Origin of the sequence: Aquisediminimonas profunda (genome assembly GCF_019443285.1) — a bacterium.
Lineage (GTDB): Bacteria > Pseudomonadota > Alphaproteobacteria > Sphingomonadales > Sphingomonadaceae > Aquisediminimonas > Aquisediminimonas profunda.
Genome location: NZ_CP080327.1, coordinates 1,494,025 through 1,519,953, shown reverse-complemented (window position 1 = coordinate 1,519,953; position 25,929 = coordinate 1,494,025). Strand labels below are relative to the sequence as shown.

Sequence of the window (25,929 nt, the reverse complement as noted above, 5' to 3'; positions counted from 1 at the left end):
CAGCATTTAGACGGTGTCAGGCCGGATTAGAAGTCCAGCGTGATACCCGAGTAGATGTAACGACCCAGCGAGTCATAAGTGCCGGGATAGGAGTTCCCGTTGCAGACCGTGCTGGCGCAGTTGCTCTGGCCGAAGTTGCCGCTGCCCGAGTGGACAACTGGCGGCTGGCGATCGAGCAAATTGTTCACACCAAGCTGGAAGCGGAACCGGTCACCCAACTTTGCGGTCAGGGCCAGATCGAAATAGCTCTGGGCCGCAATAGACGAGTTGTAGTCGTAAACGTTTCCGTTCAGCGTCTGGCTCGGGTTCTTGTATTCGGCATCAACCGAACCGAAGTAACGCCACTGGAGCGACATGCCCAGACCGTTTGCAGCATTGAACGAAACACGAGCCTTGTGCCTCCACTTCGGAGCCGGAGTGCCGCAAGTCGGGCCGAAGTAGCCAGCGCAGTCGTAAATCTCCGTCAGTCCGTTGTCGACCTTGTAGGTGTCGAGCAGAGTACCAATGAGGCTGAGCGAGACGGTTCCAGCGCTGCCGATTTCGCGGGAATAATTTCCGTTAATTTCAAGCCCGCGCGTGCTGAAGCTGCCGACGTTGGTCTGCAGATCTTGCACATAGCCGTTCGACGTCAGCCACAGCGAACCGGCAGGATCGCGATTGATCAGGCCGCAAGCCGTGAGATTGCCCGAACCGCAAGCTGTCAGGATGGCATCAGCACCATATCCCTGGATCGCCTTCTTGATCTTGATGTCGAACCAGTCGAGCGTCATCGAGAAGCCAGGAATGAACCGGGGCGTGAACACAGCACCGAGAGTCTTCGTCGTGGCAATTTCGGGCAGCAGGTTCGGGTTGCCGCCAAGCAGGCCATTATACTGGGCTGCCGGGTTGGCGGTCACACCTTGGCCCAGTGAAAGGCCCTGTGCCAGACAACCAACTTGGGCTGCCGTAATTGGCGTGCCAGCGCAAGGATCGGTCGAACCGTCGAGGCCGACAAACTGCGGTGCAAAGAGTTCCTGGATGTTCGGAACGCGAACAGCGCGGTTGTAGGTTCCACGGAAGCGGATGTCCGACACCGGTGAGAAATCAAGCGCCAACTTGTATGTGTCGGTGCTGATCGACCGGCCGCTCGAGAGTTTGTAGCTTGAGTGACGGATGCCGCCATTGAAGGTCAGGTTCTTGATGAAACTGTCGCGCACGATTGGCACTTCGATTTCACCAAGGACTTCCTTGACCTTGTAGTTGCCGGCAACATCAAGCGTCGGCGCACCCTGACCGGTTAGATCGCCGGTCTGGAAGGCGTTGTCAGCGTTCAGTTCAAGAGAGTCCTTGCGATACTCGACACCCAGTGCAAGAGCGACACCATCGTCCGACCAAGGCGTCTTGAAGCCATACTCGCCCAGATCGCCGGTCAAGCTGCCACTCAGGACCTGCTGCGAAGTCTGCCCCTTCAGGAAGCCAGTCGCATTGAGATAGGCGAGCGAAGCGGCCGAAGGCGTTCCACCGAAGATGTCGTAAGGAACGCAATTTGGATCAGTGCCGTCGAGTGCCGAACGACAAACCGCCTGAATGCCAGCAACGCGCGGATCGTCAACAACATCAAGTGCCCGGGTCAAACGCGCCACCGAGAACTCGTTTCTGTAGACCTGCGAATAGTTGGTTCGGCCATATTGGTAATAGGCGTCATAAGCCCAGCCCTTACCGAGGTCACCCTTGGTTCCGATTACGGTGCGGAACGCGGTGTGCTGAAGGTCGTTGATCCGCGGGCCACCTTCGACGTTGCGGCGAAGCAACTGAAAGAACGCCTTGTTGTATGTCCCATTCGCAGCCCCGGGTACCGAGTTGGGGAAAGCGATTGGTGGGACAAATGCGGGATCATTCGGGTCAAGTATATTGCCAAGCGGGTTGTACCCTGCATTTGTTGCCACCGGAAAATTCCCGATGAAAGTGTTGATCAAGTTACCAGGATTACAAATCTGGCTGAGCTGCGAGGCCGACATGAGCGGGTTGTCGCAGTTGACCGTCAACGTGTTACCGAAATCACCCGACGGCGCGATCTGCGCAAGCGTGCGATCGTCCATGAACATGAATTCCATGTAAGGCTTCACAGCATCGCTGATTTCATAATCAACAAAGGCACCCGCGGTATAACGTTCGTCCGGACGCTGGAAATAGTTGGTCGGAGCGAAGTTGTAACGGTTGAGCGTGCCTTGTGTTAGCGTTCCCGGCCCGAGTGCACCAACCGTGGATGATGTCGTGCTGGTCACGAAATAGAAGGCGGTACCCGTTGCCGAAGTAGCCGAACCACCACACTGAAGCGGCGAGTTGGGAGTAAAACCGCCCGCGAGGCGGTCATTTACCTGCACCGTGCAGGCGCTGTAGTCACGATTCGACTGAAGCACGGGCTTTGCCTTGCGGTAACCAACATAGGCCGTGAAGTGACCGCGGTCATCACCGAACTTGCCGCCGAACGAGACGCTGCCATCGAATGTGCCGCCGTCGGCAACGCTGCCGGTCGGGTAGCCATAGCCGCTGAAGCCCGCTGCAGCGCGCGCATTGAGGAGCGGCGGAGTGATCTTGTTGCGGTTGTTGTGCTGATAGAAGCCGTAGTTCGCATCGACTCGGAAACCTTCGAAATCGGTATCCATGATGAAGTTGACAACGCCGGCGACGGCGTCAGCGCCGTAGGTTGCCGAAGCGCCACCGGTCAGAACATCAACGCGCTTGACTAGCTGTGTAGGGATGAAGTTAAGGTCGGCTGCCGAGCTTGTGCTGTTTGGATCACCCGTCATCAAGCGACGACCGTTGATCAGGACCAGCGTACGTGACGAGCCAAGACCGCGAAGGTCGACCGTGGCGGTACCCGTTGCGCCGTTCGACAGCGTCGAGGACTGCGCCGCGAAAACCTGAGGCAGCGAGTTCAGAAGGTCTTCTGCCTTCACCGTACCCGAGAGCTTGATGTCCTGTGCGTTGACAGAAGTCACCGGGCTGATGCCTTCAAGGTTCGGCTGCGGAATGCGCGAACCCGTTACGATGATGTCACCGCTATCTTCTTCGTTGGCAGCTTCCTGCGCGAAGGCGGGAGTCGCGAGCATAGCAAAGCCGATAACAGCCGATGCAACGCCAGCGCTAAGGCGCGCACGACTATAGAATTTCTGAGTTTTCATGTTGTTCCAGTCCCTTACTTCTGGAGTGTAAAGCCAATAAATTGGCTCTGATTTTTTCGCCAGCGACAAGGGAGTGCAAACGCAGGCACACTCCCATATGCCGACTTGCGCCGGGGTTTGCCTAAGGGGACGGCCGATGTAAACGTGTTTCACGGTCGCGACAGAATGTTACGCCTGCACTGTCACCAATTTGCAACACTCGGGCAGCGCTTGGCTAACTTTGATTTTGGTGGCAATCAGGGAATGCACCGTAACAGTAGAAGGGGAGCATGATGAAGGCCGCATATCTGTGCGCTGGTTTGGCTATGCTGGCTACGCCAGCATTCGCCAAGGATGCAAAGAAGCCGATGCCGCGTTCCGAATTCCTCCAGAAGGTGGTTGATTGCCGTGCCATAACGGACGCCACGCAACGCTTGGCCTGTTACGATGCCGAGGTTGCCCGCCTTGATGAGGCGGCTGCAAAGAATGAAGTCTATATGGTGGACAAGCAACAAGTCCAGAAAACCAGGCGGACCCTGTTTGGATTGCCACTGCCCAATCTGGGCCTGTTCGGTGGCGGTGATGACGACGACAATAAGGAAAACCAGATTGCCGAACTGGAATCGACCGTAAAGTCTGCCAGCTACAATGGCGAAGGCTGGATTATCACCATTGCTGAAGGCTCAACCTGGCAGCAGATGGACTTTTCGCCACTTGCGCTTTCTCCCAAGCCGGGCATGCCGGTTGTCATCAAGCGCGCTGCACTTGGCACCTACAAGATGTCCGTACGTAAGCAGCCGGGCATCAAGGTGAAGCGCATCTACTAAACGCTAGTCGCCGACGGCTTCGACATCGACTTCGACAAAGATTTCCTGCGCGCCATAGCCGTTGAACACGCCATCGATGGGCGCAATGTCGAGATAGTCCCGCCCGACTGCCATGACGATGTGATCGCCGCCCATGGCAATTCCGTTTGTCGGATCGAGGCCGAGCCAGCCCTTTTCGGGTCCGCACCAGGCCAGCACCCAACCGTGGGTCGCATCAGCCCCCTGAAGGCGATCCTGTCCGGGCGCGGGCTCAGTGCGAATATAACCCGATGCATAGGCCGCAGGAATTCCCGCTGCCCGCAATGCACATATCATGATTTGGGAGAAATCCTGGCAAACGCCGGCACGAGCAGCAAAGGCCACTGCAGGCGGCGTTTCCGCCATTGTGGCATTTGGGTCGTAACGAAACTCTCGCTGGATGCGCACTGCCAGCTCATAGGCTGCGGCAAAGACTGGTCGCTCTCCTTGCAGAACATCGGCGCTCCAGTCCGCAATGCCGGCATCCACCGGCGTGAAGCTCGAAGGGTAAAGGAAATTTGCGGGCGAAAGATCAGAAATATCCGCGCTCTCGCGCGCCAGTCGCCCGACCTCTGCTATGCTCGGTTCCCCAAGCCATGACAGCTGGGGTGTCCGATCCACCTGAACCCGAGATTCGCTGATGATTTCAAGGCTCGTCGTCGCGCCGGGGATAATGAGCCGAGTCAGGTTAACCAGCGCAGAACGCAGCGGAGCGGGAGCGAGCTGCCCCCCGGGATTGATGGTAATCTTGTGACTGACCAAAGTCTGGCCGGGCCAGGTGATCGGCTCCAACCGCAGATTGGAGCGAGAAAAGTGGACCGGCTTTTCATAGCTGAAGCACGTCAAATGCCGGATCGCGAATAACGTCATGCCAAAGTCATTCCCGACGCACGCAATGCTTCGCTGCCGCGCAGGAAGAACCGCTGGCTGATCGCGTCGGACAGCGCATACATCCTGCTTTCCAGATCATTGCAGACCTCGGGCGTCAACATCGTCGCCGACAAGGTCGATATCAGCGCGACCAATCCCGTTGCCGCTGCCTGCTGCGGTTCTGCCATCCCGTCATCCTTCAGGCGCGGAAGTGCATCCAGATGTTCATGGATGGCATTGGCCTGAAAACTGATAGAGCGCGGATTGAAGGGATCAAGACCAACAAGGTCCCTGACCGGCATCAGGGCCAACCCGGTTGCGTAGCGCTGACGGTAGCTGATCTGCACATCTGCGAGTTCAAGGAGCGCCGTCAGGTCGTTGGCCGACGCATCGTCCGCGGCAAAGGCCCGAAGCAGACGCGCAAAATTGAGGGCCCGCTCGATCCTCCGCCCAAGATCATGGAATCTCCATCCGGCGGTTCGGCCCATATGTTCCGCAGCCAATCCGGCAAAAGCTGCAAACCGCGCTCGCAGTATCAGACTCCGTTGCTGGAATGGCCCGTCTGCCGGGAAAGGAGCGTCGAGCATCTGCCAGAAGTCTGACGATATCCGTTCGCGCGAACCTGCGCCGATTGCACGTGCCGCCTTGAGGAGCGCCGAGACACTGGAGGTGCAGTCCTGATTGGCAATGGCTGCCGCAAAAATCTGGCCGGGATTGGCGTTCGCGTCCCATCGCACGGCATCCATGGCGATCAGCTGGTTGCAAAGGCGCTGCGTCGTCTCCTGATTGCCCTTCCCGGCGCTTGCGCTGGCGGAACCTGCGCGAACGAGGCCGAGCACTGCTTCACCGCGCTCGAGATAACGGCCAAGCCAGAACAGATTGTCCGCGACCCGACTAGGCAAGGTTCCAGGATTACGCCGGATCGCCTGGCTGGCAGAACGAAGGGTGATGGGAACCACCGGCTGGGCTCCATGAACAATCACGTCGGCAGATCGCGTGCCGGCGCCGATTGACGTTGCCCGCACATCTGCAGCTGCGCCAATACGCACAAAGCCGCCGGGCATGACTGTCCAGGCGCCGTTTGCATCACGTGCTGCAAACACACGTAACGTAAACGGGCGGGCCAAAAGACTGCCTTCCGCAGCGACAGGCATGGTGGAAAGATGCACGATCTCCTGCCCTATATAGTCTTGTGGCCTCCGCGCGATATCATCGAGCAACCGCGTGCGTTCTTGACCGCGCATCTCGCTTCCTAGCCTCGTGCCGCCTTGGCCGAGCCCGAGCAAAGGTGTTGCAAATGCAGCGTCGATCACAAGATTGTCGAGTTCGGCGACAACATGCTCGGCTTCGCGCGCCTGCCCGCACCACCATGTGGCGATGTTCGGCAGCAGCAACGGTTCACCCAAAAGGCGTTGTGCCAGTTGCGGCATGAACGCAGCAAAGGCTGGTGCTTCCAGCACTGCAGAGCCTGGGAAATTGGCAATGACGATGCCACCTGCCGCCAACGCGTCAACGAGGCCGGGCACGCCGATTGCAGACCGTGAATCCAGCGCCAGCGGATCGAGGAGGCGCGCATCCATGCGCTGCCAAAGCGCGTCTACCCGCTTCAGGCCCTCGATCGTCCGGAGGTAGACCCGATCATCGTGGACCGCGAGGTCGGCACCTTCCACCAGCAACAACCCGAGGTAACGCGCAAGATGGGCTTGTTCGGCATAACTCTGATTGAACCGCCCGGGAGTTAGGAGCGCAAGCCTCGGATCGCTCCGCTCGCAACGCGCCGCGATGCCGGCGCGAAGATCAGCAAAGAACGGCGCCAGACGTTCAATGTTCAGCCGCTCGGACAGGCCACCGACGACCTGCGTCGCTGCCAGCCGGTTCTCGAGTGCATAGCCGGCTCCGGCCGGCGACCGGGTATGATCCGCAAGCACACGCCAGGATCCATCCGGGCCTCTGCCCAGATCTGCTGCAAAAATGTTGAGATAATGTCCGCCCGGCGGCGGGATTCCGACCATTGGCCTCAGAAATTGTGGACTTCCAGTCAAGGCTGCTGTCGGCAGCACATTCGCCGCTACAAGGCGGTGCGGCCCGTAGATATCGGCAAGCAACAATTCGGCCAGTTCTGCCCGCTGGACGATAGCCGACGCAATGCCTGACCACTCATCCTCCGAAATTGGCAGCGGCAAGGGAGAAACCGGCCAAGGTCGCTCCTCACCTTCATTCGGCAGGCGAAAGCTCGTCCCTATTTCCTGGACATGACGCTGAAGCTGCTCCTGCACCTGAACAATGCTGCCACTGCCGGCCGCCAGGATTTCCTCAAGGATCGCATGCCACACTGCTGTATCAGCTGCGGACGCACCACACATGACGTCGCCGGGCCCGGCTTGGCCACAATAAGCTGCCAAGATCGCCTCGGCAGCCCCCTGCGCGACCGGGCCTTCAGCCAAATGTGTCATCTGCACCTTCCATGGAAAGTCGCTTCACCACATCAAGTTGCGCAGGGCAAGCGGCGCTCGACTTCAAGCCACGGCTTGGCTAGGAGATCCCGCATGCCAGCCGAGCCCTTCTCATTGTTCGATCTCTGGTTCGCAGAGGCGAGAAAAACAGAACTCAATGACTCCAATGCAATGGCGCTGGCCACTGCCAATGCCGATGGACAGCCCTCTGTAAGAATGGTGCTGTTGAAGGGTCATGGTCCCGATGGCTTTGTTTTCTATACAAACAAGGAGAGCAACAAGGCGCGCCAGATTGCTGAGCGCGGCTTTGCAGCTTTGCTTTTCCATTGGAAATCCTTGCGGAGGCAAATTCGCATCGAGGGAGAAGTGCTGAGCGTCGACGACCAAACGGCCGACACCTATTTCGCGACGCGCAGTCGGGATTCTCAACTCGGCGCCTGGGCATCGGACCAATCGCGCCCGCTTGCGTCACGCGAAATTTTCGAAGCGCGCTTCGCCGAGATGGCCGAAAGGTTTAAGGACCAGCCTGTGCCGCGCCCGCCCCATTGGTCGGGCTACAGAGTCAATCCTCAGCGGATTGAATTCTGGCAGGATCGTGCGCATCGATTGCATGAAAGACATCTCTTCATCCGCACTGGCCCAGATAGCTGGGAAGAAGGCCTGCTTTACCCGTGAACGAAAACGCGAAGCTCCGCGGCGCTTTGACGCAGCGGGCTGCCATTGCCAGTGTTTCCATGGCCGTCTCCCTGCTCGGACTCAAAGCCTGGGCAGCCTGGCAGACCGGCTCAGTCGCGATGCTCGGTTCGCTTGCGGATACGGCGCTCGATATCGTCGCATCGCTCGTCACGCTTTTCTCCGTGAGGCTTGCCGCGCAACCCGCAGATGACGACCACGCATATGGCCATGGCAAGGCGGAAGCGCTTGCCGCACTGTTCCAGACCGGAATCATTTCAGCCTCTGCTGTGGCGATCGGCTGGCGTGGCCTGAGCCAGATCGGTGAAAGTCGGGCACCGGAGAGCCCGGAGCTGGGCATCGGCGTTTCGGTCGTCGCGATCATAGCGACAATCGGGCTGGTCAGTTACCAGCGCTATGTTGTGCGCAAGACCGGATCGGTCGCCATCAAGGCGGATCAGGTGCACTATGCCAGCGATCTGGTGCTCAACGCATCGGTCATTTTCGCGCTCATTCTGGATTCCATGCTGCACATGCACGGCGCCGACCCGGTCTTCGGCATTGGAATTGGCTTTTGGCTGCTTTGGCATGCGAAGGATGTTGCGAGCCACGCTGTTGGCCAACTGATGGACAAGGAATGGCCCGAGGACAAGCGGGAGCGCTTTCTTGCCGTTGCCCGAAGCCATCCGGAGCTCAAGGGGATCCACGATTTCAGGACCCGGTCAAGCGGATCGCACGAATTCGTCCAGTTTCATGTGTGGGTCGACCCCATGATGACCGTTCTGGAAGCCCATCGCGTCATGGACGAGGTTGAAGCCCGACTGATGCAAGAATTTCCCGGAACCGAGATCCTGATTCACCCTGATCCCGAAGGGCATTCCGACCCGGAGCGCGGATTGGTCGCTTAGGGATACCTAACTAGCCAGAAGCAAAGGCAGCCATTTGTGCCTGAGCCTTGCGCGATTCCGGAAAACTGAAGATCGGCCAGTCATGCATAAGGCCCGATCCCTCAACATAGTTCAGGGATGGCACCTTCGCCTCAAGCGCGCGCGCATCGACGACGAGGATGTCATCGCTCCCTCCAAAAGCCAGTATCGGCGGGAGGCCGGACCAATCCGCATGTATTGGGCTGACGCGGGGATCTCTGACCCCTGCTGCGCCGGCATACATTTCACCTGCCTCGCGAATGCCGCGGATCGTCAGGATTGCGTCGCGCCGTTCGATGGCCGGCTGATCAGGGTGGCTGGGGCTGGCATCGAGCCATGGACAAATCAGGACAAGGCGCTCCGGCATCGGCAACCCGGCGTCGCGCGCAGCGATGGCCGTTGCAGCGGCCAGGCCTCCGCCCGCCGAGTCCCCGCCCATCACAAACCTGCCTGTGTCAGCCCTGCCGATCAGGTCCTTATAGAAGTCTAGCGCGAATTCGGTAATCTCACCGACTTCTGCCATCGGGGCCAATGGATAAAGCGGCACGATCATTCGCATGCCATGCACACTCGCCATATGTGCAGCGAAATCCCAATGCCCTGGTGTTGCCGGATAGACATATCCGCCACCGTGCCAATAAAGCATTGTCAGGCTGGGCGCCCGATCTTTCGGCGCAATGTCCCAAACAGGCCGACCCCGAAACTCGCGGCGCGTTATCGATAGGCGGGCCTGCAATTTTGCTGACGGTTCACTGGGTACAGAAAGCGCCTTTGCCTGATGCTTGTGAAAGTCCGGACCGCCTGAATAGAGCTTGCGGTAAACTCCGGTCGTGCGGAGCACAAAAGCAGCAAAGCGCGCAGCAAAACTCGGCATACAGGCAATATCCCCTTGGGCGTCTTTTGCCTGAGACTATGCGGCCGCGCCCGATTCAACAAGCTGGTCCAAGCCTAAACCGGCAGTTTCTTCGATCCAGCCGCCGCCCAAAACGCGATCACCGTCATAGAGTACGGCAGCCTGACCGGGCGCCACGCCAAATTCCGGATTTTCAAAATAAAGCCATTCTCCGTCCAGACGGGCGGGAACCGGCTTTGCCAGAGACCGGACTTTGGCATGGACTCGTCGCTGTTCTGCTGTTCCCAGCCAAGTCGGTTCGCCAAGCCGGGCCGCTGCAACCGCAAGCGCAGCTTTCGGGCCGACGACGACCTGCTGCAATTCCGGATCCAGGCGGATTACGTAGAAAGGCTCGGCCAACCCTCCAATATCAAGGCCGCGCCTCTGGCCGACAGTGTAGTGGATGAGTCCCTTGTGCTGCCCAAGCCTGTTGCCATGCTGATCGACAATATCACCACACGCTTCCGCTTCGGGCCTGATCTTGCGGACAACGCTGGCATAATCGCCGTTAGGGACGAAGCATATGTCCTGGCTGTCCGGCTTCAACGCGACGGCAAGACCCATGTCCTGAGCTATGTCGCGGACATCCGATTTCGGCATGCCGCCAAGCGGGAACCGCAGATAATCGAGCTGTTCGTTGGTCGTAGCGAACAGAAAATAGCTCTGATCGCGCGCAGGATCAAGGGCACGATGCAACTCCGGACCTGCTTCACCAATAATCCGGCGGGCATAGTGGCCGGTCGCAAGGCAATCAGCACCCAGTTCCCGGGCCAGACGAAACAGGTCCGTGAATTTTACCCCCATGTTGCACCGAACGCAGGGGATGGGAGTTCGCCCGCGCAGATATTCATCCGCGAACTGATCGATCACTGTTTCGCGAAAGCGGCTTTCGTGATCGAAAACATAATGTGCAATGCCAATGCGATCAGCCACGGCGCGCGCATCGCGAATGTCCTGGCCAGCGCAGCAGCTGCCCACCCGACTTATAGCCTGGCCATGATCATAAAGCTGGAGTGTGATCCCGATCGTTTCTGCTCCCGTGCGAGCGGCAAGGGCTGCAACCACCGACGAATCGACTCCACCGGACATGGCGACAACGATCCGGCGCGCCTTTGCAGGGCCGTCGAGTTGGAAAAGATCGAGCATGGAGAGGGCCTATCACAGCAATCGGCTGCTGAACACCGCCAGCAATTTTGAACATGGTTTACATCGCATTTAGAAATTTCTGCGATGAAGGGGCATGGATTTAAGCTTTGCACGGCGACGCCGCGACCAAAAGACCGGGCTGAAAGCGTCCACTAATCTGGCACGCCTCTTGGCGGATATGTCTGCTCGGCAGGCGGTTTCACCTACAGCATTGGCGCAATTGCGCGCAAAACTGGCAGAGGATCCTGCAAAGGAGGAGCATCCTGAAATTGCGCAGTTCGTTCTAGGGGGCGGGCGGGATGCGGCGGCTCCCAAGGTCGGAAGTTTCAACGCCGAAATCGCCGACACAATCGTCACACAAAGTAAATCTTTGTAACCATGGCATTTACCTTGGCATTTTAGCTTTGTTTCAACCCCTTGGCATTAGAAGCGAATTCACAGGCAGAGACGGCTCCGGTCGTATGCGTTTGAGGTAACAATGATCGAGAACCAGAAAATCCGTCCCGCGCAAGTGATTGGCCCTCTCGGCGAATCGCTGACGGTCGATTCTCTCCCACCGCCATCCACCACCCGTTGGGTCGTGCGGCGGAAGGCAGAAGTCGTTGCGGCTGTGAATGGCGGCTTGTTGACCGTCGACGAAGTGTGTGACCGTTATGGCCTCACACTCGAAGAATTCGCCAGTTGGCAGCGCGCCGTCGATCGTTCCGGCATGCCGGGCCTTCGCGTGACGCGTATCCAGCATTATAAGACCCTATACGAGCGCCAGCAGCGCTATTGAACGTCGCGCCAATCGCCTGCGCTTGCCATCCATATGGCAAGCGCAGCGATGGCTGCGGTTTCCGCCCTCAAAATTCGCGGACCAAGCGAAATCGGAACTGATTGCGGAAGCGCGCGTATCAAGGTGCGCTCCTCGTCGTCGAAACCACCCTCAGGCCCGATAAGGATAGCGGCCGGACCTTGGTGCGCCGCCGCAACCCTGGCAAACACCTCTCCCCCATTTTCATCCGCGAAATAGAGAGTTCGGCCGGTTGGCCAATCCCGCAACAGGGCAGGCAGTTTCACCGGTCCTCCCAAATCAGGGACCACTGTCCGTCCGCACTGTTCGGCGGCCTCAACCATATGGCTTCGCAGGCGATCCAGATTGAGTCGCTCGATCACAGTGCGCCGCGTGATGACGGGTTGGTATCGCGCAACGCCCAATTCGCTGGCTTTTTCCGCGACCAGATCGATGCGCGCTTTCTTGATCGGCGCAGCGAGGAGCCAGATATCGGGAACCGCTTCGCGCTCCCGCAGATGCCCCGTGACACGCAGGATCAAGTCCCGCTTGCCGATAATCGCCACTTCGGCCAGCCATTCGCCCGAAATATTGTCGAACAATTTGACCGGCGACCCAATCTTCATGCGCATGACCGAAAGCAGATAATGGGCCTGTGGGCCTGATATCGACAGTTCAATGCCGTCTGCCAGCGGCGACTCGACGAAGAGTCGCGGTGTCGATTGGGGTGGCCAGGCGGGCGTTGCGGGCATAATGATGCCCTAGCATGGAGACGCTGCAGACCGAAATCGTTCCTGATAGCCAGCTTAAAGGGCTGGTCGGGAAACTCCCACCCGCGTTGCGCGCCTATGCCCTGCTTGCCCGATTCGACCGGCCGATTGGCTGGTGGCTGCTGTTCTGGCCCTGCGCCTGGGGCGTTTTGCTGGCGGGCGGCATGCAAACCCATTGGCCGCTGATCTTCTGGATGCTGCTTGGTGCAATGGCAATGCGGGGCGCAGGGTGCGTCTACAATGACATTGTGGATCGCGATCTTGATGTTCAAGTCGAGCGCACGCGCCTGCGACCCATCGCGAGCGGGGCCGTTTCGACGCGAGCGGCCTGGGCCTGGCTCGTTCTGCTCAGCCTGATCGGCCTCATTGTTCTGGTTCAGTTACGACCAGAAGCACAGCTTGTCGCAATTGCGAGCCTTGCGCCTGTCGCTGCCTATCCCTTCATGAAGCGCATCACCTGGTGGCCCCAGGCCTGGCTTGGAATCGTATTTTCCTGGGGCGTTCTGGTTGGCTGGTTCGCTGTTACGGGAACAGCGGCCAGCGCAATGGTGCTGCTCTATTTAGGCAGCATTGCCTGGGTTATCGGATATGACACGATCTATGCACTTCAGGACCGGGACGACGACGCCCTGATCGGTGTGCGATCCTCCGCGCTCAGGCTCGGCGCCCATGTGAAGGCTGGCGTGACTATCTTCTATGCCTTGGCGCTTGGCTGTTGGGCCGGCGCATTCTGGCTCTTGCGGCCTCAACTGCTTGGACTGGCAGCGCTGCTGCCAGCAGCACTCCATTTTGCCTGGCAGATTTCATCTCTGCGGGTCAGCAATGGTGATGATGCATTGGCCAAGTTCCGGTCCAACCGATTCGCCGGACTGCTCGTTGCAATGGCTTGCGCCGTAGTGGGCTCAACAGCCTGATTTGCTTGTCAGCTGCGCACACAAAAGGCTTCAACCCGAAGCCTTCCCGCTCTATGCGCCAATGATGCTCACGAATGAACAAGCGAAAGATCGCGCCGCTGATCTGGTCACGCGCGCAATGAAGGCAGGCGCTGATGCCTGCGATGTCGTCTATTCAGGCAATGGTGCGACCCATGTGCAGATGCGCCTTGGCGTACTGGAAGATGTCGACCGGTCGGAAGGCGAGGATATTGGCCTCAGGGTCTTCGTCGGGTCTCGCTCCGCCAGCGCGTCATCATCTGACCTGTCGGTTGAAGCCATGACGGCACTGGCCGAACGCGCGGTTGCAATGGCTCGCGAGGCGCCAGAAGATCCATTTGCGGGTCTGGCTCCGGAAGACCGACTCATGCGGGACGATCTTCCTGCACTTGAACTTTTCGACGAAACGGAGGTGCATCCTCAGCAATTGCGCGAACGCGCACTGGCTGCGGAGGAAGCCGCGCGCTCGGTCATGGGCGTTACGAACAGTGAAGGTGCCAGTGCCAGCGCTTCAATGGCGGTCATGGCGCTGGCGACAAGCCATGGTTTTGCTGCCAGCTATTGTGGCTCAAGCCACGGAATTTCGGCAAGTGTCCTTGCCGGCGAAGGTGGCGGCATGCAGCGTGACTATGCCTATCATTCCGCGCGGCATCTGGCGGATCTGGAAGCTCCGCAGGATATCGGCCGGGCGGCGGGCGAGCGAGCGGTTGCACGCCTTGGTCCGATAAAACTCAAGAGCGGGGAGATGCCTGTCATTTTCGATCCCCGTGTGGGCAACTCCTTGCTGGGGCATCTGGCCGGGGCTATTACAGGCGCTTCCATTGCCCGCAAAACAAGCTTCCTGCTCGACAAGCTGGAGCAGGCCGTCTTCTCTTCCGGCATTCAGGTGATTGATGATCCTCTGCGCGTTCGTGGATTGCGCTCTCGGCCGTTCGATGGGGAGGGCCTTGCGACCCATCGCACCCAAATCATCCTGAACGGCATCCTGACGGGTTGGTTGATTGACAGTGCATCGGGCCGCCAATTGGGCTTATCGCCGACCGGCCATGCAACCCGCGGTGGCGGTGGCGCGCCTGGTACCGGCACGTCGAACCTCCATATGGCTCCCGGCGACGTGAGCCCGGCGGCCCTTATGGCTGACATCAAATATGGCATTTACGTCAACGAACTGATTGGCATGGGCGTCAATGGACTGACGGGCGATTATAGTCGCGGTGCCTCTGGCTTCCTTATCGTCGACGGGGAAATCGCAGGCCCGGTGGCGGAAGTGACCATCGCGGGCAACCTCAAGGACATGTTTGCCGCACTTGTACCTGCCAACGATCTGGAATTTCGTTATGCCACGAACGTGCCCACCTTGCGGGTAGACGGGATGACATTGGCAGGTGACTGACACATTTCTTGATGCCGTCAGCGCCGTCGCGCGCGAGGCGGGTGCGCTTGCCATGAACCACTGGCGAGGGGATTTTGAACAGTGGGAGAAATCGCCCGGCAATCCGGTCAGCGAAGTTGATCTTGCTGTTGACCAGTTGTTGAAGCAGCGACTTGCTGAGCTTGATCCTGAAGCCGGCTGGCTGTCTGAAGAAACCGCGGACAGTGCCGAGCGCCTTTTGCTGCCAAGGGTCTGGGTCGTTGATCCCATAGATGGGACCCGCGATTTTGTCCGCGGGCGGCGCGGCTGGGCAATTTCCATTGCGCTCGTCGAGGGCGGGCGACCCTTGCTGGGTGTGCTTGATGCACCAGCCCGCGGTGAGCATTGGAGCGCCGCCACAGGAGCGGGCGCACTTCGTAACGGCGAGCTTGTTCGTCCCAGCAGCATAACGACCCTGTCCGGGGCCAGAGTTCCAGCGGATGTCGTCCCCCGCATGGACAGCGATCTTGTGCCTGTTGAAAAGCCGAATTCGATTGCATTGCGCATGGCCATGGTCGCGGCAGGAGAAGCCGATCTGGTCGCAACACTGCGTTGGGGCTTCGAATGGGACATTGCCGCCGCCGCTCTGATTGCGCAGGAAGCAGGCGCTACGGTGACCGATGCACGCGGCAACACACTGAGATATAATTCCACGCGCGGCGATGCGTTTGGCGTGCTTGCCGCCAGCCCCGGAATCCATGCCGAAGCTGTATCTCGGCTCGCAGAGCGCGCAAATTCGGCATTTGCCCGCTGAACAGGCCGGAGTGGCTTGCCTTTTGATCTTGCGCGCCTAGACTTTGCCGATGCTCAGCTTGCTAGTTATTGCAGCCAATGTGGCAACATTGACGCTGCCGGAAAGGGCAGCGATCTTTACCGCTGCCGGCGCCACAAAACGTGGCGCGCGCTGGATGATCTGCAAGGAAGATCTGAACGCATCGGCGCGGATCGACCTGATTGAAGACCTGAATGGCGACGGGCGGCCGGAAGCCGTGGTCAGCGAAGATGGGACATTTTGTCACGGCGCTGCTGGCACTGGCTTCGTCTTGCTTAGCAAGCAGCCGAACGGCTCGTGGAAATCCATGTTCGCGAGCGAAGGCATTCCCGAATTCCTGAAGACAAGGGGTGTCGGGCGCTGGCCGGACATTTCGGTCGGGGGGCCGGGCTTCTGTTTTCCTGTCATGCGCTGGAACGGACGGGCCTACGTCATGAATCGCCGCGAGTATGAGGGGCGGCCCTGCCGTTAACCGCGTGATGAGTGATCCAACGACAATTGGCCGCCTTTATGGTCGGCGGCAAGGACACAAGTTGCGTGCCGGGCAAGCAGGCCTGGTGGAAGTGCTCCTCCCTCAGATCAGTGTGCCGGAAGGCGCGCTCGATTCACGCGCTCTCTTTGGGGATGATCGCCCGCTGCAACTCGAGATCGGCTTTGGTGCCGGGGAACATCTTGCCGGACAGGCAAAGCTCCATTCCGGCCATGGACTGATCGGTTGCGAACCGTTCATCAATGGCGTGGTCGGCGCGCTCCAGCATATACAGGCGGAGGACATCAAGAACGTCCGACTGCACATGGGCGATGCTCTTGACGTTCTGGCCAGACTGCCGGATGCGTCGCTTGATCGCGTCTATCTGCTTCATCCAGACCCTTGGCCCAAGGCGCGCCATGCGAAGCGGCGGTTCATGAATCCCGGCCCGCTCGACAGGATTGCGACCAAGTTGAAGCCGGGCGGAGAGTTTCGCTTCGGCACGGATCACCCGGTCTATTTGCGCTGGGCGCTCATGCAGATGAACCGCCGAAGCGATTTCGCTTGGGAGGTCAGCGGTCCCCAGGACTTTCTGACCCGGCCTGCCGACTGGCCCGAAACCCGCTATGAGCGAAAGGCCCGGCGTCTGGGGCATGAGGTCTGGTACTTCCGCTATATCCGCAACTAACAGCGCTTGCGCCCTGCCGCGAGTAGCGCTAGGGAGCGACCGAGTTTCTCGACATTGGCAACATTGACGAGGTCGGGCCCGAAGGGTCCGGCGCCGAGAACTCATGGTTTTTGCACTGGAGCGCGGATGGCGGACATCGCCGCATTGACGAAGCTGATAGAACCTCATGCAACTGCAATGGGGCTCAGGCTTGTGCGCGTTGCGATGTTCGGAGGTAAGTCCGACCCGACACTCCAGATTATGGCGGAACGCCCTGATACACGCCAGCTAGTGATCGAGGATTGTGCGGAGCTCTCCCGCCGCATCTCTGACACGCTTGATGAGGTCGATCCGATCGAAGAGGCCTATCGACTCGAAGTCAGCTCGCCGGGCATAGACCGTCCGCTGACGCGCATTTCGGACTATGATGACTGGGCGGGATTCGATGCCCGGCTAAGGCTTTCGGAGACGATCGAGGGCCGGAAGCAAGTCGACGGACGTATCGGAGGCTTGGATGGCGATACCGTTCTCATCACGACGCCAAAGACCCGCGAAACGCTTCGCATTCCATTCACCAGCATTGCCAGCGGCAAGCTCCTGCTGACCGATGCATTGATCAAGGCCACGGCGCCGCTCTCCACCGAGGGCGTCGACACGATTTCACAAGAGAGGTAGTTTTCATGTCCAGCCCGATTTCAGCCAACAAGGCAGAATTGCTCGCAATCGCGGACTCGGTCGCGCGAGAGAAGCTGATCGACAAGGCCATTGTGCTCGAAGCGATGGAAGACGCAATTCAGCGCGCCGCACGTGCTCGCTATGGCGCGGAAAACGACATCCGCGCAAAGATAGACCCGGCCTCCGGCGATATGCGCCTGTGGCGCGTTGTCGAAGTCGTTGAGCAGGTTGACGACTATTTCAAGCAGGTAAACCTGAAGGATGCCGAAAAGCTCCAGCCGGGGTCGGCCGTTGGGGATTTCATCGTCGATCCCCTGCCCCCGATCGAATTCGGGCGCATTGCAGCGCAAGCTGCGAAGCAAGTCATTTTCCAGAAGGTCCGCGACGCGGAGCGCGAACGCCAGTATGAGGAATTCAAGGATCGCGCGGGAGAAATCATTACCGGTGTCGTGAAACGGGTCGAGTTTGGCCATGTCGTCGTTGATCTTGGCCGCGCTGAAGGCGTGATCCGTCGTGATGCCCAGATTCCTCGCGAAGTGGCGCGCGTTGGAGACCGCGTCCGTTCGTTGATCTTGCGCGTTGTGCGCGAAAACCGGGGGCCGCAAATCTTCCTCAGCCGCGCGCATCCCGATTTCATGAAGAAGCTGTTCGCGCAGGAAGTGCCCGAAATCTATGATGGCGTGATCGAGATCAAGGCCGCTGCCCGCGATCCGGGCAGCCGCGCCAAGATCGGTGTCATCAGCCGCGACGGATCAATCGATCCGGTCGGTGCCTGCGTTGGCATGAAGGGCAGCCGCGTGCAGGCCGTCGTCCAGGAAATGCAAGGCGAAAAGATCGACATCATTCCCTGGAGCGAGGATACAGCGACGTTTGTCGTCAACGCACTCCAGCCCGCAACTGTCAGCCGCGTCGTTATCGACGAAGAAGAGGGTCGGATCGAAGTGGTTGTGCCCGATGACCAGCTGAGCCTGGCAATCGGGCGGCGCGGCCAGAATGTTCGTCTTGCTTCACAGCTGACGAATTCTGCAATCGACATCATGACCGAAACAGACGCCAGTGAGAAGCGTCAGCGCGAGTTCGTCGAGAATTCGGAAATGTTCCAGAATGAGCTCGACGTCGATGAAACCTTGGCTCAGCTGCTGGTCGCCGAAGGCTTCGGTGCCCTGGAAGAAGTGGCCTATGTTGGCGTCGAAGAACTCGCCAGCATCGAAGGGTTCGACGAAGAGCTGGCGGCCGAATTGCAGAGCCGGGCGCAGGAAGCGCTCGACCGCCGCGAGGAAGCCAATCGCGCCGAACGTCGCACTTTGGGCGTCGAGGATGCAATTGCAGAAATGCCGCACCTGACCGAAGCCATGCTCGTCACCCTGGGCAAGGCTGGAATCAAGACGCTTGATGACCTTGCCGATCTCGCAACTGACGAATTGATCCAGAAGAAGCGTGTCGATCCGCGGCGCAAGGCCGGCACCGCTGAACCAAAGGGCGGTGTGCTCGCCGAATATAATTTGACCGAAGAGCAGGGCAACGAGATCATCATGGCTGCCCGTGCACATTGGTTCGAGGAAGAGGGAGACGCGGATGCGGTCGCCCCAGCATGAGCCGGCAAATGAACCCGAGCGCCGCTGCATAATCAGTGGTGATCGCACGCCGAAGGGAGGTCTCATACGCCTTGCCCTCGGTCCGGATGGCGAAGTGGCTCCCGATGTCCGTGCGCGGGCGCCGGGGCGCGGCGCATGGATTGGCGTCGACAGGGCGGAGCTTGAGACAGCGCTTTCGAAGGGCAAGCTCAGGGGCGCCTTGATTCGTGCGTTCAAGACCAGCGCTGTGAACGTGCCGGCGGATCTTCCTGCGCGCACCGAGGCTGCACTGGAACGCGCAGCACTGGACCGGCTTGGTCTGGAAGCGCGCTCCGGCTCACTCGTGACGGGTTCCGACAGGATCGCGGACGCGGCACGGAAGGGTCAGGTTCTGCTTCTCTTGCACGCGAGCGATGCAGGTGAGGACGGAAATCGAAAGCTGGACCAGGCATGGCGCGTCGGGTCGGACCTGGAAGGATCTGGCAAGGTAGGGTTGGTTCTGGAAGCAAACCGCACTATATTGTCAAAAGCACTGGGGCGGGAAAATGTGGTCCATCTCGCAGTGACAGATCGGGCTGCTGCTGCTCGCATCTCTGCTGCACTGGATCGCTGGCATGGATTTATCGGGCGCGAATTGAGCGCTTTACCTTGCGAAACGCGTTCGCAAGGTTCACAGGCGCGCGGCGCGGACTTGGATTGAAGGGTAGTTGGGTTAATCGATGAGCGATACGGAAAAGCCGAAACTGGGAATGCGCGCACCGCTTGGCATCAAGCGGACGGTTGAGACTGGCCAGGTGAAGCAAAGCTTCAGCCATGGGCGGCAGAACACTGTTGTTGTGGAAGTCAAACGCCGCCGCATCCTGGGCAAGCCCGGCGAGGCCGAGGCCGCACCGATTGTCGAGACCAAGGTCGAGGCTGCGCCTCCGCCCCCTCCACCCCCTCCGCCGCCTGCCCCAAAGGCGCCGGCCGAGCCCCAGCTCTCCCGCAAGGAGATCCAGGAAAAGCTGCTTCGCGAAGCTGAGGAAGCGCGCATGGCTGCGCTCGAAGGTGCTCGTCGCCGCGAGGAACAGGCAAAGCAGCAAGTCTCCGGAGACGAGAAACGCCGGGCAGAAGAAAACCGCAAGGCTGAAGAAGCGGCGGTTGAAGCCGCGCGGCTCGCGCTGGAAGAAGAAGCAAGGCAAGCAGCGCTGGCCGCTGAACGGGAGGCCAATGCACCGGCACCTACGGTAGTGGCCGCCCCTATCGCGGACGATGACGATCGGCCGCGCCGCCACGGCGCTGGAGCGCCGCCACGTCGTGAACCCGAACGCCCAACCCGAGGTCGTGGCGTTGATGATCGTCGTCAGTCAGGCAAGCTGACTGTCAGCCGTGCACTTGACGACGGCGAAGGGGCCCGTGCCCGTTCACTCGCTGCCCTGAAGCGCGCGCGCGAAAAGGAAAAGCGCAGCCACATGCAAGGCGGCCCAGCCGTCAAGCAGGTCCGCGATGTCAGCGTTCCGGAAGCCATCACAGTGCAGGAATTGGCCAACCGCATGGCAGAACGCGGTGCAGACCTTGTGAAAGCGCTGTTCAAGATGGGAATGCCCGTCACCCTGACGCAGACGATCGATCAGGATACGGCCGAACTGCTCGTCACCGAATTCGGCCACAACATCACCCGCGTGTCTGATGCCGATATCGACATTGTGCATGATGAAGATGTCGATGCGCCCGAAACACTGAAGGCACGCCCGCCGGTCGTAGCGATCATGGGGCATGTCGATCACGGCAAGACCTCGCTGCTCGATGCATTGCGCGGCACGGATGTTGTTGCTGGTGAAGCAGGCGGCATCACCCAGCACATCGGCGCCTATCAGCTGACGATGAAGGACAAGTCGAAGATCACCTTCCTTGATACGCCGGGTCACGAAGCCTTTACGGAAATGCGGGCCCGCGGTGCGAATGTGACGGACATTGTCGTCATTGTTGTTGCAGCCGATGACGGTCCGAAGCCGCAAACGGTTGAAGCAATCAACCATGTGAAAGCCGCGGGCGTACCGATGATTGTCGCGATCACGAAGATCGACAAGCATGAGGCCGATCCACAAAAGGTTCGCGAACAGCTTCTGCAATATGAGGTTATCGTGGAATCGCTTTCTGGCGACGTTCAGGAAGTCGAAGTTTCTGCAAAGACGAAGCAGGGCCTCGATACGCTGATCGAGAAGATCCAGCTGCAGGCGGAACTGTCCGAACTGAGAGCCAATCCCGACCGACCAGCCGAAGGCAAGGTCATTGAAGCCAAGCTCGACAAGGGCCGCGGCCCGGTTGCCACGATCCTCGTCCAACGCGGGACATTGCGGACCGGGGATATTTTTGTGGTCGGCGCCGAAAGCGGGCGCGTTCGCGCGATGGTCAATGACAAGGGTCAGCAGATTACCGAAGCGGGGCCCTCACTTCCTGTTGAAGTGCTTGGACTGAGCGGCGTTCCCTCGGCTGGGGATACGCTGTCCGTGGTCGAAAGCGAAGCGCGCGCCCGCGAAGTTGCGTCCTATCGCGCTGGCGAAGCAACGAAGAAGCGCACAGGCTCCGGACCAGCCAGCCTGGAATCAATGTTCTCGGCGTTGAAGGAAAAACAGGCGCAGGAATATCCGCTTGTCATCAAGGGCGATGTTCAAGGGACGGTCGAAGCCATTGTCGGCAGTCTAGCCAAGATTCCGAACCAGGACATTCGGGCACGCGTTCTCCACTCGGGCGTTGGCGGCATTACCGAAAGCGATGTGACACTGGCCAAGGCATCAGGTGCTCCGATTATCGGCTTCAACGTTCGCGCAAATGCCAAGGCGCGGGAAATTGCCGAAAAGAGTGGCGTCGCCCTCAAATATTACGATGTCATCTATGACCTTCTCGACGATATTCGCGCCGGAATGGCTGGCCAGCTTGGCCCCGAATATTTCGAAACGGTTGTGGGCCGCGCAGAAATCCGGGAAGTCTTCCCGGCGGGCAAGCATGGCAAGGCAGCAGGTCTTCTTGTCACCGAAGGTTATATTCGCAAAGCGTTGCGTGCCCGCGTTACGCGCGACGATGTTATCATCTACAATGGCTCGATCGCTTCGCTCCGGCGCTTCAAAGACGATGTTCCAGAGGTCCGCGCCGGCCTTGAATGCGGCATCACGCTCGAGGCGACGACCGACATCAAGCCGGGTGATTTCCTCGAAACCTTCGAAGTCGAGGAGCGCGAACGGACGCTGTGAGCCTGCAAGCCAACGAATCCCGCTCCGTCCGCGTGCTGCGCGTGGGCGAGCAGGTGCGCCACGTATTGTCCGAAATCTTGATGCGCGGCGAAGTACATGACGATGTGCTCACCAGCCATCCGGTATCAATCACGGAAGTTCGCATGTCGCCCGATTTGCGGCATGCGACGGTCTTCGTGAAGCCACTGCTTGGCAAGGACGAGGACGCCGTGATCAAGGCGCTCAGGACCAACACGGCTTATCTGCAACGTGAAGTGGCGGCACGGGTGCGCCAGAAATATGCGGCCCGCCTGAAGTTCCTGGCTGACGAAAGTTTCGACGAGGGCACCCACATCGAACAGTTGTTGCGCGCGCCGCAGGTTGCACAGGATCTCGGCAGCGACGACTGAGTCAACATATGATGGAAAGCCCGCAATGATCGACATGAAGGCTTTGCTCGCCCCGATGGATGACGGCGAAATTCACCTCGAGCAGTTGGCCGATCAGCATCGCGAAGGGCTGCGCGCAGCCTGCGCCGCTGACCAGGAAATCTGGCAAATCTATCCAGCAAACATGACAGGCGCAGGATTTGATCCAGCCTTCGACGCGATCCTCGCGAACCCCAACCGAAGCCCATTTGCCCTCATTGTCGACAGTGTCGTCATCGGCATGTCAGGATATCTCAATTTCGCGTTGGACCGGCAAGCGGTAGAGATTGGCGGAACATATATCGCGCCTGCAACACGCGGCACCGGCATTAACGGCCGAATCAAGCGACTCTTGCTCAACCGCGCCTTTGACTGCGGGATACGTCGGGTCGAATTTCGGATCGATGAACGCAACGGCCGTTCGCAAGCCGCTGTTCTGAAGCTAGGCGCTGTGAAAGAGGGCATTTTGCGCGCCGAACGGATTACCTGGACGGGCCATGTCCGCGACACAGCAGTTTTCTCAATTCTTGCCGAAGAATGGGCATCGCACACTTAGGTCATCGACCTGTCATGATCACGGATTAGCATAGGCCTTACGAAAAATGTTGCACTGCACAAAAAGTGCTTGCAATTCCCGAATCGAAACACTATTGTGCACTGCAACATAGATTTGTGGAGTTCAATATGGCCAGCGTTCCCGCCGACAAGGCAACCAAGATCGAAGTCGAACCGGTGGTCGCGACGCCGGTGGCGGAAGCCAAACCAGAAGTTGCGGTCGTAGCCCCTGTGGTCGAGGCCAAGCCTGTCGCGACGCCCGTTGCCGCCACACCCAAGGTTGAAGCTAAACCGGCTGCAAAGCCTGTCACCGCGTCTCCGAAGATTGCCGCCAAGGTTGCCGCAAAGACGGCTCCCAAGGCCAAGAAGACCTCTGCCCCAAAGGCAGTCAAGGCAAAGCGTATCCCATCACCCAAAGCGGCGAACCTTGCCGCGCCAAAAGGACTGAAGACCATGACCGATACCGTAAAGCAGGTTGAAGAAACCATGAAGAAGGCCACTGCAGAATTCAGCGAGAAGGCCACCGAAGCGCTCAAGGACGTCAACAGCCGTGCAAAGGCTGCCTTTGAAAAGGTTGGCACCCTCGCCAAGGACGCGACCGAGTTCAACAAGGCGAACATCGAAGCCTTCGTCGAGTCGGCCAAGATCGCTGCAAAGGGCGCACAGACCGCTGCTCAGGCTGCTGCCGAATATGGCCGCAAGAATTTCGAAGCGACCTCGACGCTCGTCAAGTCGGCTGCTGCCGTCAAGTCGCCTACCGAACTGTTCAAGCTCCAGGGTGATTTCGCTCGCAGCCAGTTCGACGGCGCAGTTGCCGAAATGTCGAAGTCGAGCGAGCGTTATCTGAAGCTTGTCGGCGAGATCTTCCAGCCGATCCAGAGCCGTTATTCGGTTGCTGCTGAAGAGATCAAGTCCCGTCTCGCTGCCTAAGCGCTTCGAAACAGACAATGGATGGCCGTCGCGGGAAACTGCGGCGGCCGTTCGTTTGTTCACTGTTTACGCTGATTTGCTGCAATCCGATCTTGCCCTCATGGGGCAGGATACCATATTCTGTGCACAATGAGCGAAACCCACATCCCGATTCACGCAATGGCCGAACGCCGCGACGGTGACGAGGGCACTGGTCTTGGCATCGCGACTCGTACGCGGACCAAAACGAAGAAGCCGACACCCTACAAGGTGCTCATGCTGAACGATGACTACACGCCGATGGAATTCGTCGTGCTTTGCCTCCAGCGATTCTTTCGGATGAACATGGAAGATGCAACCCGCGTTATGCTGCATGTCCATCAGAAGGGCGTGGGCGTATGCGGGATTTTCTCTTATGAAGTCGCCGAAACCAAAGTCACGCAAGTGATCGATTTCGCGCGCCAGAACCAGCACCCGTTGCAGTGCACACTTGAAAAGGCGTGAGCGCTTCGCCAGCGGCTGTCATCATCGGAGCAGGGGATGCAACAGGCGGCGCCATCGCTCGAGCATTTGCCAACGAAGGACTGACGGCATGCGTCAACCGGCGTATGCGCAATGCCGAACAGCTTGAACGGCTGGCACAATCCATTCGGGACAATGGCCATAAGGCGCGCGCCTTTCCTTGCGATGCCCGTGACGAAGCCGAAATGGTCGCCCTGTTTGAAAGGATTGAAGCTGAGGTTGGGCCGATCGAAGTGGCGGTTTTCAACATCGGCGCCAATGTGCAGTTCCCGATCGTCGAAACGACAACGCGCGTTTACACCAAGGTGTGGGAAATGGGATGCCTGGCGGGCTTCCTGATGGGCCGGGAAGCTGCAAGGCATATGATCCCGCGCGGACGCGGCACAATCCTTTTTACGGGCGCCACAGCCAGCATTCGGGGTGGCTCCGGCTATGCTGCATTTTCGGGGGCCAAGGCCGCTTTGCGGATGCTCGCACAGTCCATGGCACGTGAGCTGGGCCCCAAAGGCATCCATGTTGCCCACACCGTGATTGATGGTGGCATTGACACGGAATTCATCAAGGGTCGGCATCCTGCTTTTGACGAAGCAAAGGCTGCCGACCTGATCCTGTCGCCCGATGCTATCGCGGCCAATTATGTGATGCTCCACAAGCAGCCAAAAAGCGCCTGGAGCCATGAGCTGGACCTGCGACCCTGGGGAGAAAAGTGGTGAGCAAGAGTTTCGACTTTCTCTTCGATATCGGCGGCCCGAACGGCTATCTGACGCACCGCGTTTTGCCCGAGTTCTGCGCGCGCACGGGGGCGGTCGCTCGCTATGTGCCTGTTCTGCTGGGCGGGTTGATGAAAGCGACGGGAAACCGGCCGCCCTGGGCCGTGTATGCGGACGTTCCGGCCAAGCTTGCCTATGACAGGCTTGAGTTTCAGCGATTCATCTCCGCAAACAATTTGACCAGGTTTCGCATGAATCCCCATTTTCCGATCAACACACTTCCGCTTATGCGCGCCATTGTTGCTGCCAGACATGAAGCTGTGTTCGAACAGGCCGTCGAAGCCATGATGGTTGCGATGTGGGAAGACAGCATCAACCTGTCCGATCCTGAAGAGATCGCCAATGCCTTCGATCGTGGCGGCGTGGACGGGAAGCGGCTGCTGGAACGTGCCAGCGAAGATGCGATCAAGGCCGAGCTTGCACAGAACACTGCAAGTGCCGTGGAACGAGGCGCGTTCGGAATACCGACCTTCTTTGTCGGCGACGAAATGTGGTTCGGCAAGGAACGGCTTGCACAGGTTGCAGCAGCTCTGGGCTGATCCCT

The 25,929-nt window shown here is 59.2% G+C and carries 26 protein-coding genes; 20 read left to right on the top strand and 6 right to left on the bottom strand.

Annotated elements, in window-relative coordinates; all coding sequences use genetic code 11:
• Positions 1–26: 26 nt before the first annotated feature.
• Entirely contained in the window at positions 27–3,164 is a 3,138-nt protein-coding gene (locus K0O24_RS07575; protein ID WP_219895231.1) for a TonB-dependent receptor domain-containing protein, read from the bottom strand.
• Between the two features lie 269 nt (positions 3,165–3,433).
• Here K0O24_RS07575 and K0O24_RS07570 point away from each other — a divergent pair, with 269 nt between their 5' ends.
• Positions 3,434–3,970: a hypothetical protein gene (locus K0O24_RS07570; RefSeq protein ID WP_219895230.1), complete on the top strand. Its 537-nt coding sequence runs from the start codon at positions 3,434–3,436 to the stop codon at positions 3,968–3,970.
• 3 nt (positions 3,971–3,973) lie between these two features.
• Here K0O24_RS07570 and K0O24_RS07565 read toward each other — a convergent pair whose 3' ends face one another.
• Together K0O24_RS07565 and K0O24_RS07560 are read right to left on the bottom strand one after the other, a co-directional pair.
• Positions 3,974–4,858, bottom strand: a complete 885-nt coding sequence (locus tag K0O24_RS07565; RefSeq protein WP_219895229.1) for a transglutaminase family protein — start codon at positions 4,856–4,858, stop codon at positions 3,974–3,976.
• Positions 4,855–7,311 carry a circularly permuted type 2 ATP-grasp protein gene (locus K0O24_RS07560; RefSeq protein ID WP_219895228.1) on the bottom strand — a complete coding sequence of 819 codons (2,457 nt, stop codon included), beginning with the start codon at positions 7,309–7,311 and terminating at the stop codon, positions 4,855–4,857. Before K0O24_RS07560 ends, K0O24_RS07565 begins: the two co-directional genes overlap by 4 nt.
• Before the next feature lie 93 nt (positions 7,312–7,404).
• Between K0O24_RS07560 and pdxH the strand changes: the two genes are divergently transcribed.
• Together pdxH and K0O24_RS07550 are read left to right on the top strand one after the other, a co-directional pair.
• Positions 7,405–7,986, top strand: coding sequence for a pyridoxamine 5'-phosphate oxidase (gene pdxH, locus K0O24_RS07555; RefSeq protein ID WP_246611168.1), 582 nt, complete (start codon positions 7,405–7,407; stop codon positions 7,984–7,986).
• Positions 7,983–8,891, top strand: a complete 909-nt coding sequence (locus tag K0O24_RS07550) for a cation diffusion facilitator family transporter (protein WP_281421717.1) — start codon at positions 7,983–7,985, stop codon at positions 8,889–8,891. Before pdxH ends, K0O24_RS07550 begins: the two co-directional genes overlap by 4 nt.
• A 10-nt stretch (positions 8,892–8,901) precedes the next feature.
• On the opposite strand, the gene K0O24_RS07545 is transcribed toward K0O24_RS07550, so the two are convergent.
• Together K0O24_RS07545 and mnmA are read right to left on the bottom strand one after the other, a co-directional pair.
• Positions 8,902–9,783: an alpha/beta hydrolase fold domain-containing protein gene (locus K0O24_RS07545; RefSeq protein ID WP_219895226.1), complete on the bottom strand. Its 882-nt coding sequence runs from the start codon at positions 9,781–9,783 to the stop codon at positions 8,902–8,904.
• A gap of 36 nt (positions 9,784–9,819) precedes the next feature.
• Positions 9,820–10,947, bottom strand: coding sequence for a tRNA 2-thiouridine(34) synthase MnmA (gene mnmA / locus K0O24_RS07540; RefSeq protein ID WP_219895225.1), 1,128 nt, complete (start codon positions 10,945–10,947; stop codon positions 9,820–9,822).
• A 94-nt stretch (positions 10,948–11,041) separates the two neighbouring features.
• Between mnmA and K0O24_RS07535 the strand changes: the two genes are divergently transcribed.
• Positions 11,042–11,323 (top strand): hypothetical protein, encoded by a 282-nt coding sequence (locus K0O24_RS07535; RefSeq protein WP_219895224.1) that lies wholly within the window; start codon positions 11,042–11,044, stop codon positions 11,321–11,323.
• Positions 11,324–11,425: 102 nt separating this feature from the next.
• Complete coding sequence (gene sciP, locus K0O24_RS07530; RefSeq protein ID WP_219895223.1) at positions 11,426–11,725, top strand: CtrA inhibitor SciP; 300 nt, start codon at positions 11,426–11,428, stop codon at positions 11,723–11,725.
• On the opposite strand, the gene K0O24_RS07525 is transcribed toward sciP, so the two are convergent.
• The gene (locus tag K0O24_RS07525; RefSeq protein ID WP_219895222.1) at positions 11,719–12,474 is read right to left on the bottom strand and encodes a 16S rRNA (uracil(1498)-N(3))-methyltransferase; all 756 of its coding nucleotides are present in this window, start codon (positions 12,472–12,474) and stop codon (positions 11,719–11,721) included. The genes sciP and K0O24_RS07525 overlap by 7 nt on opposite strands.
• 14 nt (positions 12,475–12,488) lie before the next feature.
• Between K0O24_RS07525 and ubiA the strand changes: the two genes are divergently transcribed.
• The 15 genes from ubiA to K0O24_RS07450 all read left to right on the top strand — a co-directional run bounded on the left by ubiA (position 12,489) and on the right by K0O24_RS07450 (position 25,924).
• A complete protein-coding gene (ubiA, locus tag K0O24_RS07520; protein WP_219895221.1) occupies positions 12,489–13,406 on the top strand; it encodes a 4-hydroxybenzoate octaprenyltransferase in 918 nt (305 codons plus the stop codon).
• A gap of 64 nt (positions 13,407–13,470) precedes the next feature.
• A complete protein-coding gene (locus tag K0O24_RS07515; RefSeq protein ID WP_219895535.1) occupies positions 13,471–14,817 on the top strand; it encodes a TldD/PmbA family protein in 1,347 nt (448 codons plus the stop codon).
• Positions 14,810–15,589, top strand: a complete 780-nt coding sequence (locus K0O24_RS07510) for a 3'(2'),5'-bisphosphate nucleotidase CysQ (RefSeq protein WP_219895220.1) — start codon at positions 14,810–14,812, stop codon at positions 15,587–15,589. The genes K0O24_RS07515 and K0O24_RS07510 overlap by 8 nt, the downstream gene beginning before the upstream one ends.
• Before the next feature lie 49 nt (positions 15,590–15,638).
• Entirely contained in the window at positions 15,639–16,079 is a 441-nt protein-coding gene (locus K0O24_RS07505; RefSeq protein WP_219895219.1) for a hypothetical protein, read from the top strand.
• A gap of 7 nt (positions 16,080–16,086) precedes the next feature.
• Positions 16,087–16,764 (top strand): tRNA (guanine(46)-N(7))-methyltransferase TrmB, encoded by a 678-nt coding sequence (trmB, locus tag K0O24_RS07500; RefSeq protein WP_219895534.1) that lies wholly within the window; start codon positions 16,087–16,089, stop codon positions 16,762–16,764.
• A gap of 126 nt (positions 16,765–16,890) precedes the next feature.
• The gene (rimP, locus tag K0O24_RS07495) at positions 16,891–17,418 is read left to right on the top strand and encodes a ribosome maturation protein RimP (RefSeq protein WP_219895218.1); all 528 of its coding nucleotides are present in this window, start codon (positions 16,891–16,893) and stop codon (positions 17,416–17,418) included.
• A gap of 5 nt (positions 17,419–17,423) precedes the next feature.
• Complete coding sequence (gene nusA / locus K0O24_RS07490; RefSeq protein ID WP_219895217.1) at positions 17,424–19,013, top strand: transcription termination factor NusA; 1,590 nt, start codon at positions 17,424–17,426, stop codon at positions 19,011–19,013.
• Positions 18,994–19,692: a DUF448 domain-containing protein gene (locus K0O24_RS07485; RefSeq protein ID WP_219895216.1), complete on the top strand. Its 699-nt coding sequence runs from the start codon at positions 18,994–18,996 to the stop codon at positions 19,690–19,692. The genes nusA and K0O24_RS07485 overlap by 20 nt, the downstream gene beginning before the upstream one ends.
• Positions 19,693–19,711: 19 nt before the next feature.
• A complete protein-coding gene (infB, locus tag K0O24_RS07480; protein WP_219895215.1) occupies positions 19,712–22,222 on the top strand; it encodes a translation initiation factor IF-2 in 2,511 nt (836 codons plus the stop codon).
• A complete protein-coding gene (gene rbfA, locus K0O24_RS07475; protein WP_219895214.1) occupies positions 22,219–22,611 on the top strand; it encodes a 30S ribosome-binding factor RbfA in 393 nt (130 codons plus the stop codon). Before infB ends, rbfA begins: the two co-directional genes overlap by 4 nt.
• A gap of 25 nt (positions 22,612–22,636) precedes the next feature.
• Positions 22,637–23,185, top strand: a complete 549-nt coding sequence (locus K0O24_RS07470; protein WP_219895213.1) for a GNAT family N-acetyltransferase — start codon at positions 22,637–22,639, stop codon at positions 23,183–23,185.
• 128 nt (positions 23,186–23,313) lie between these two features.
• Entirely contained in the window at positions 23,314–24,114 is an 801-nt protein-coding gene (locus K0O24_RS07465) for a phasin family protein (protein WP_219895212.1), read from the top strand.
• Between the two features lie 159 nt (positions 24,115–24,273).
• The gene (gene clpS, locus K0O24_RS07460) at positions 24,274–24,597 is read left to right on the top strand and encodes an ATP-dependent Clp protease adapter ClpS (protein WP_219895533.1); all 324 of its coding nucleotides are present in this window, start codon (positions 24,274–24,276) and stop codon (positions 24,595–24,597) included.
• Positions 24,594–25,328: an SDR family oxidoreductase gene (locus K0O24_RS07455; RefSeq protein WP_219895211.1), complete on the top strand. Its 735-nt coding sequence runs from the start codon at positions 24,594–24,596 to the stop codon at positions 25,326–25,328. Before clpS ends, K0O24_RS07455 begins: the two co-directional genes overlap by 4 nt.
• Positions 25,325–25,924, top strand: a complete 600-nt coding sequence (locus K0O24_RS07450; protein WP_246611167.1) for a 2-hydroxychromene-2-carboxylate isomerase — start codon at positions 25,325–25,327, stop codon at positions 25,922–25,924. Before K0O24_RS07455 ends, K0O24_RS07450 begins: the two co-directional genes overlap by 4 nt.
• The last annotated feature ends 5 nt before the right edge of the window (positions 25,925–25,929 follow it).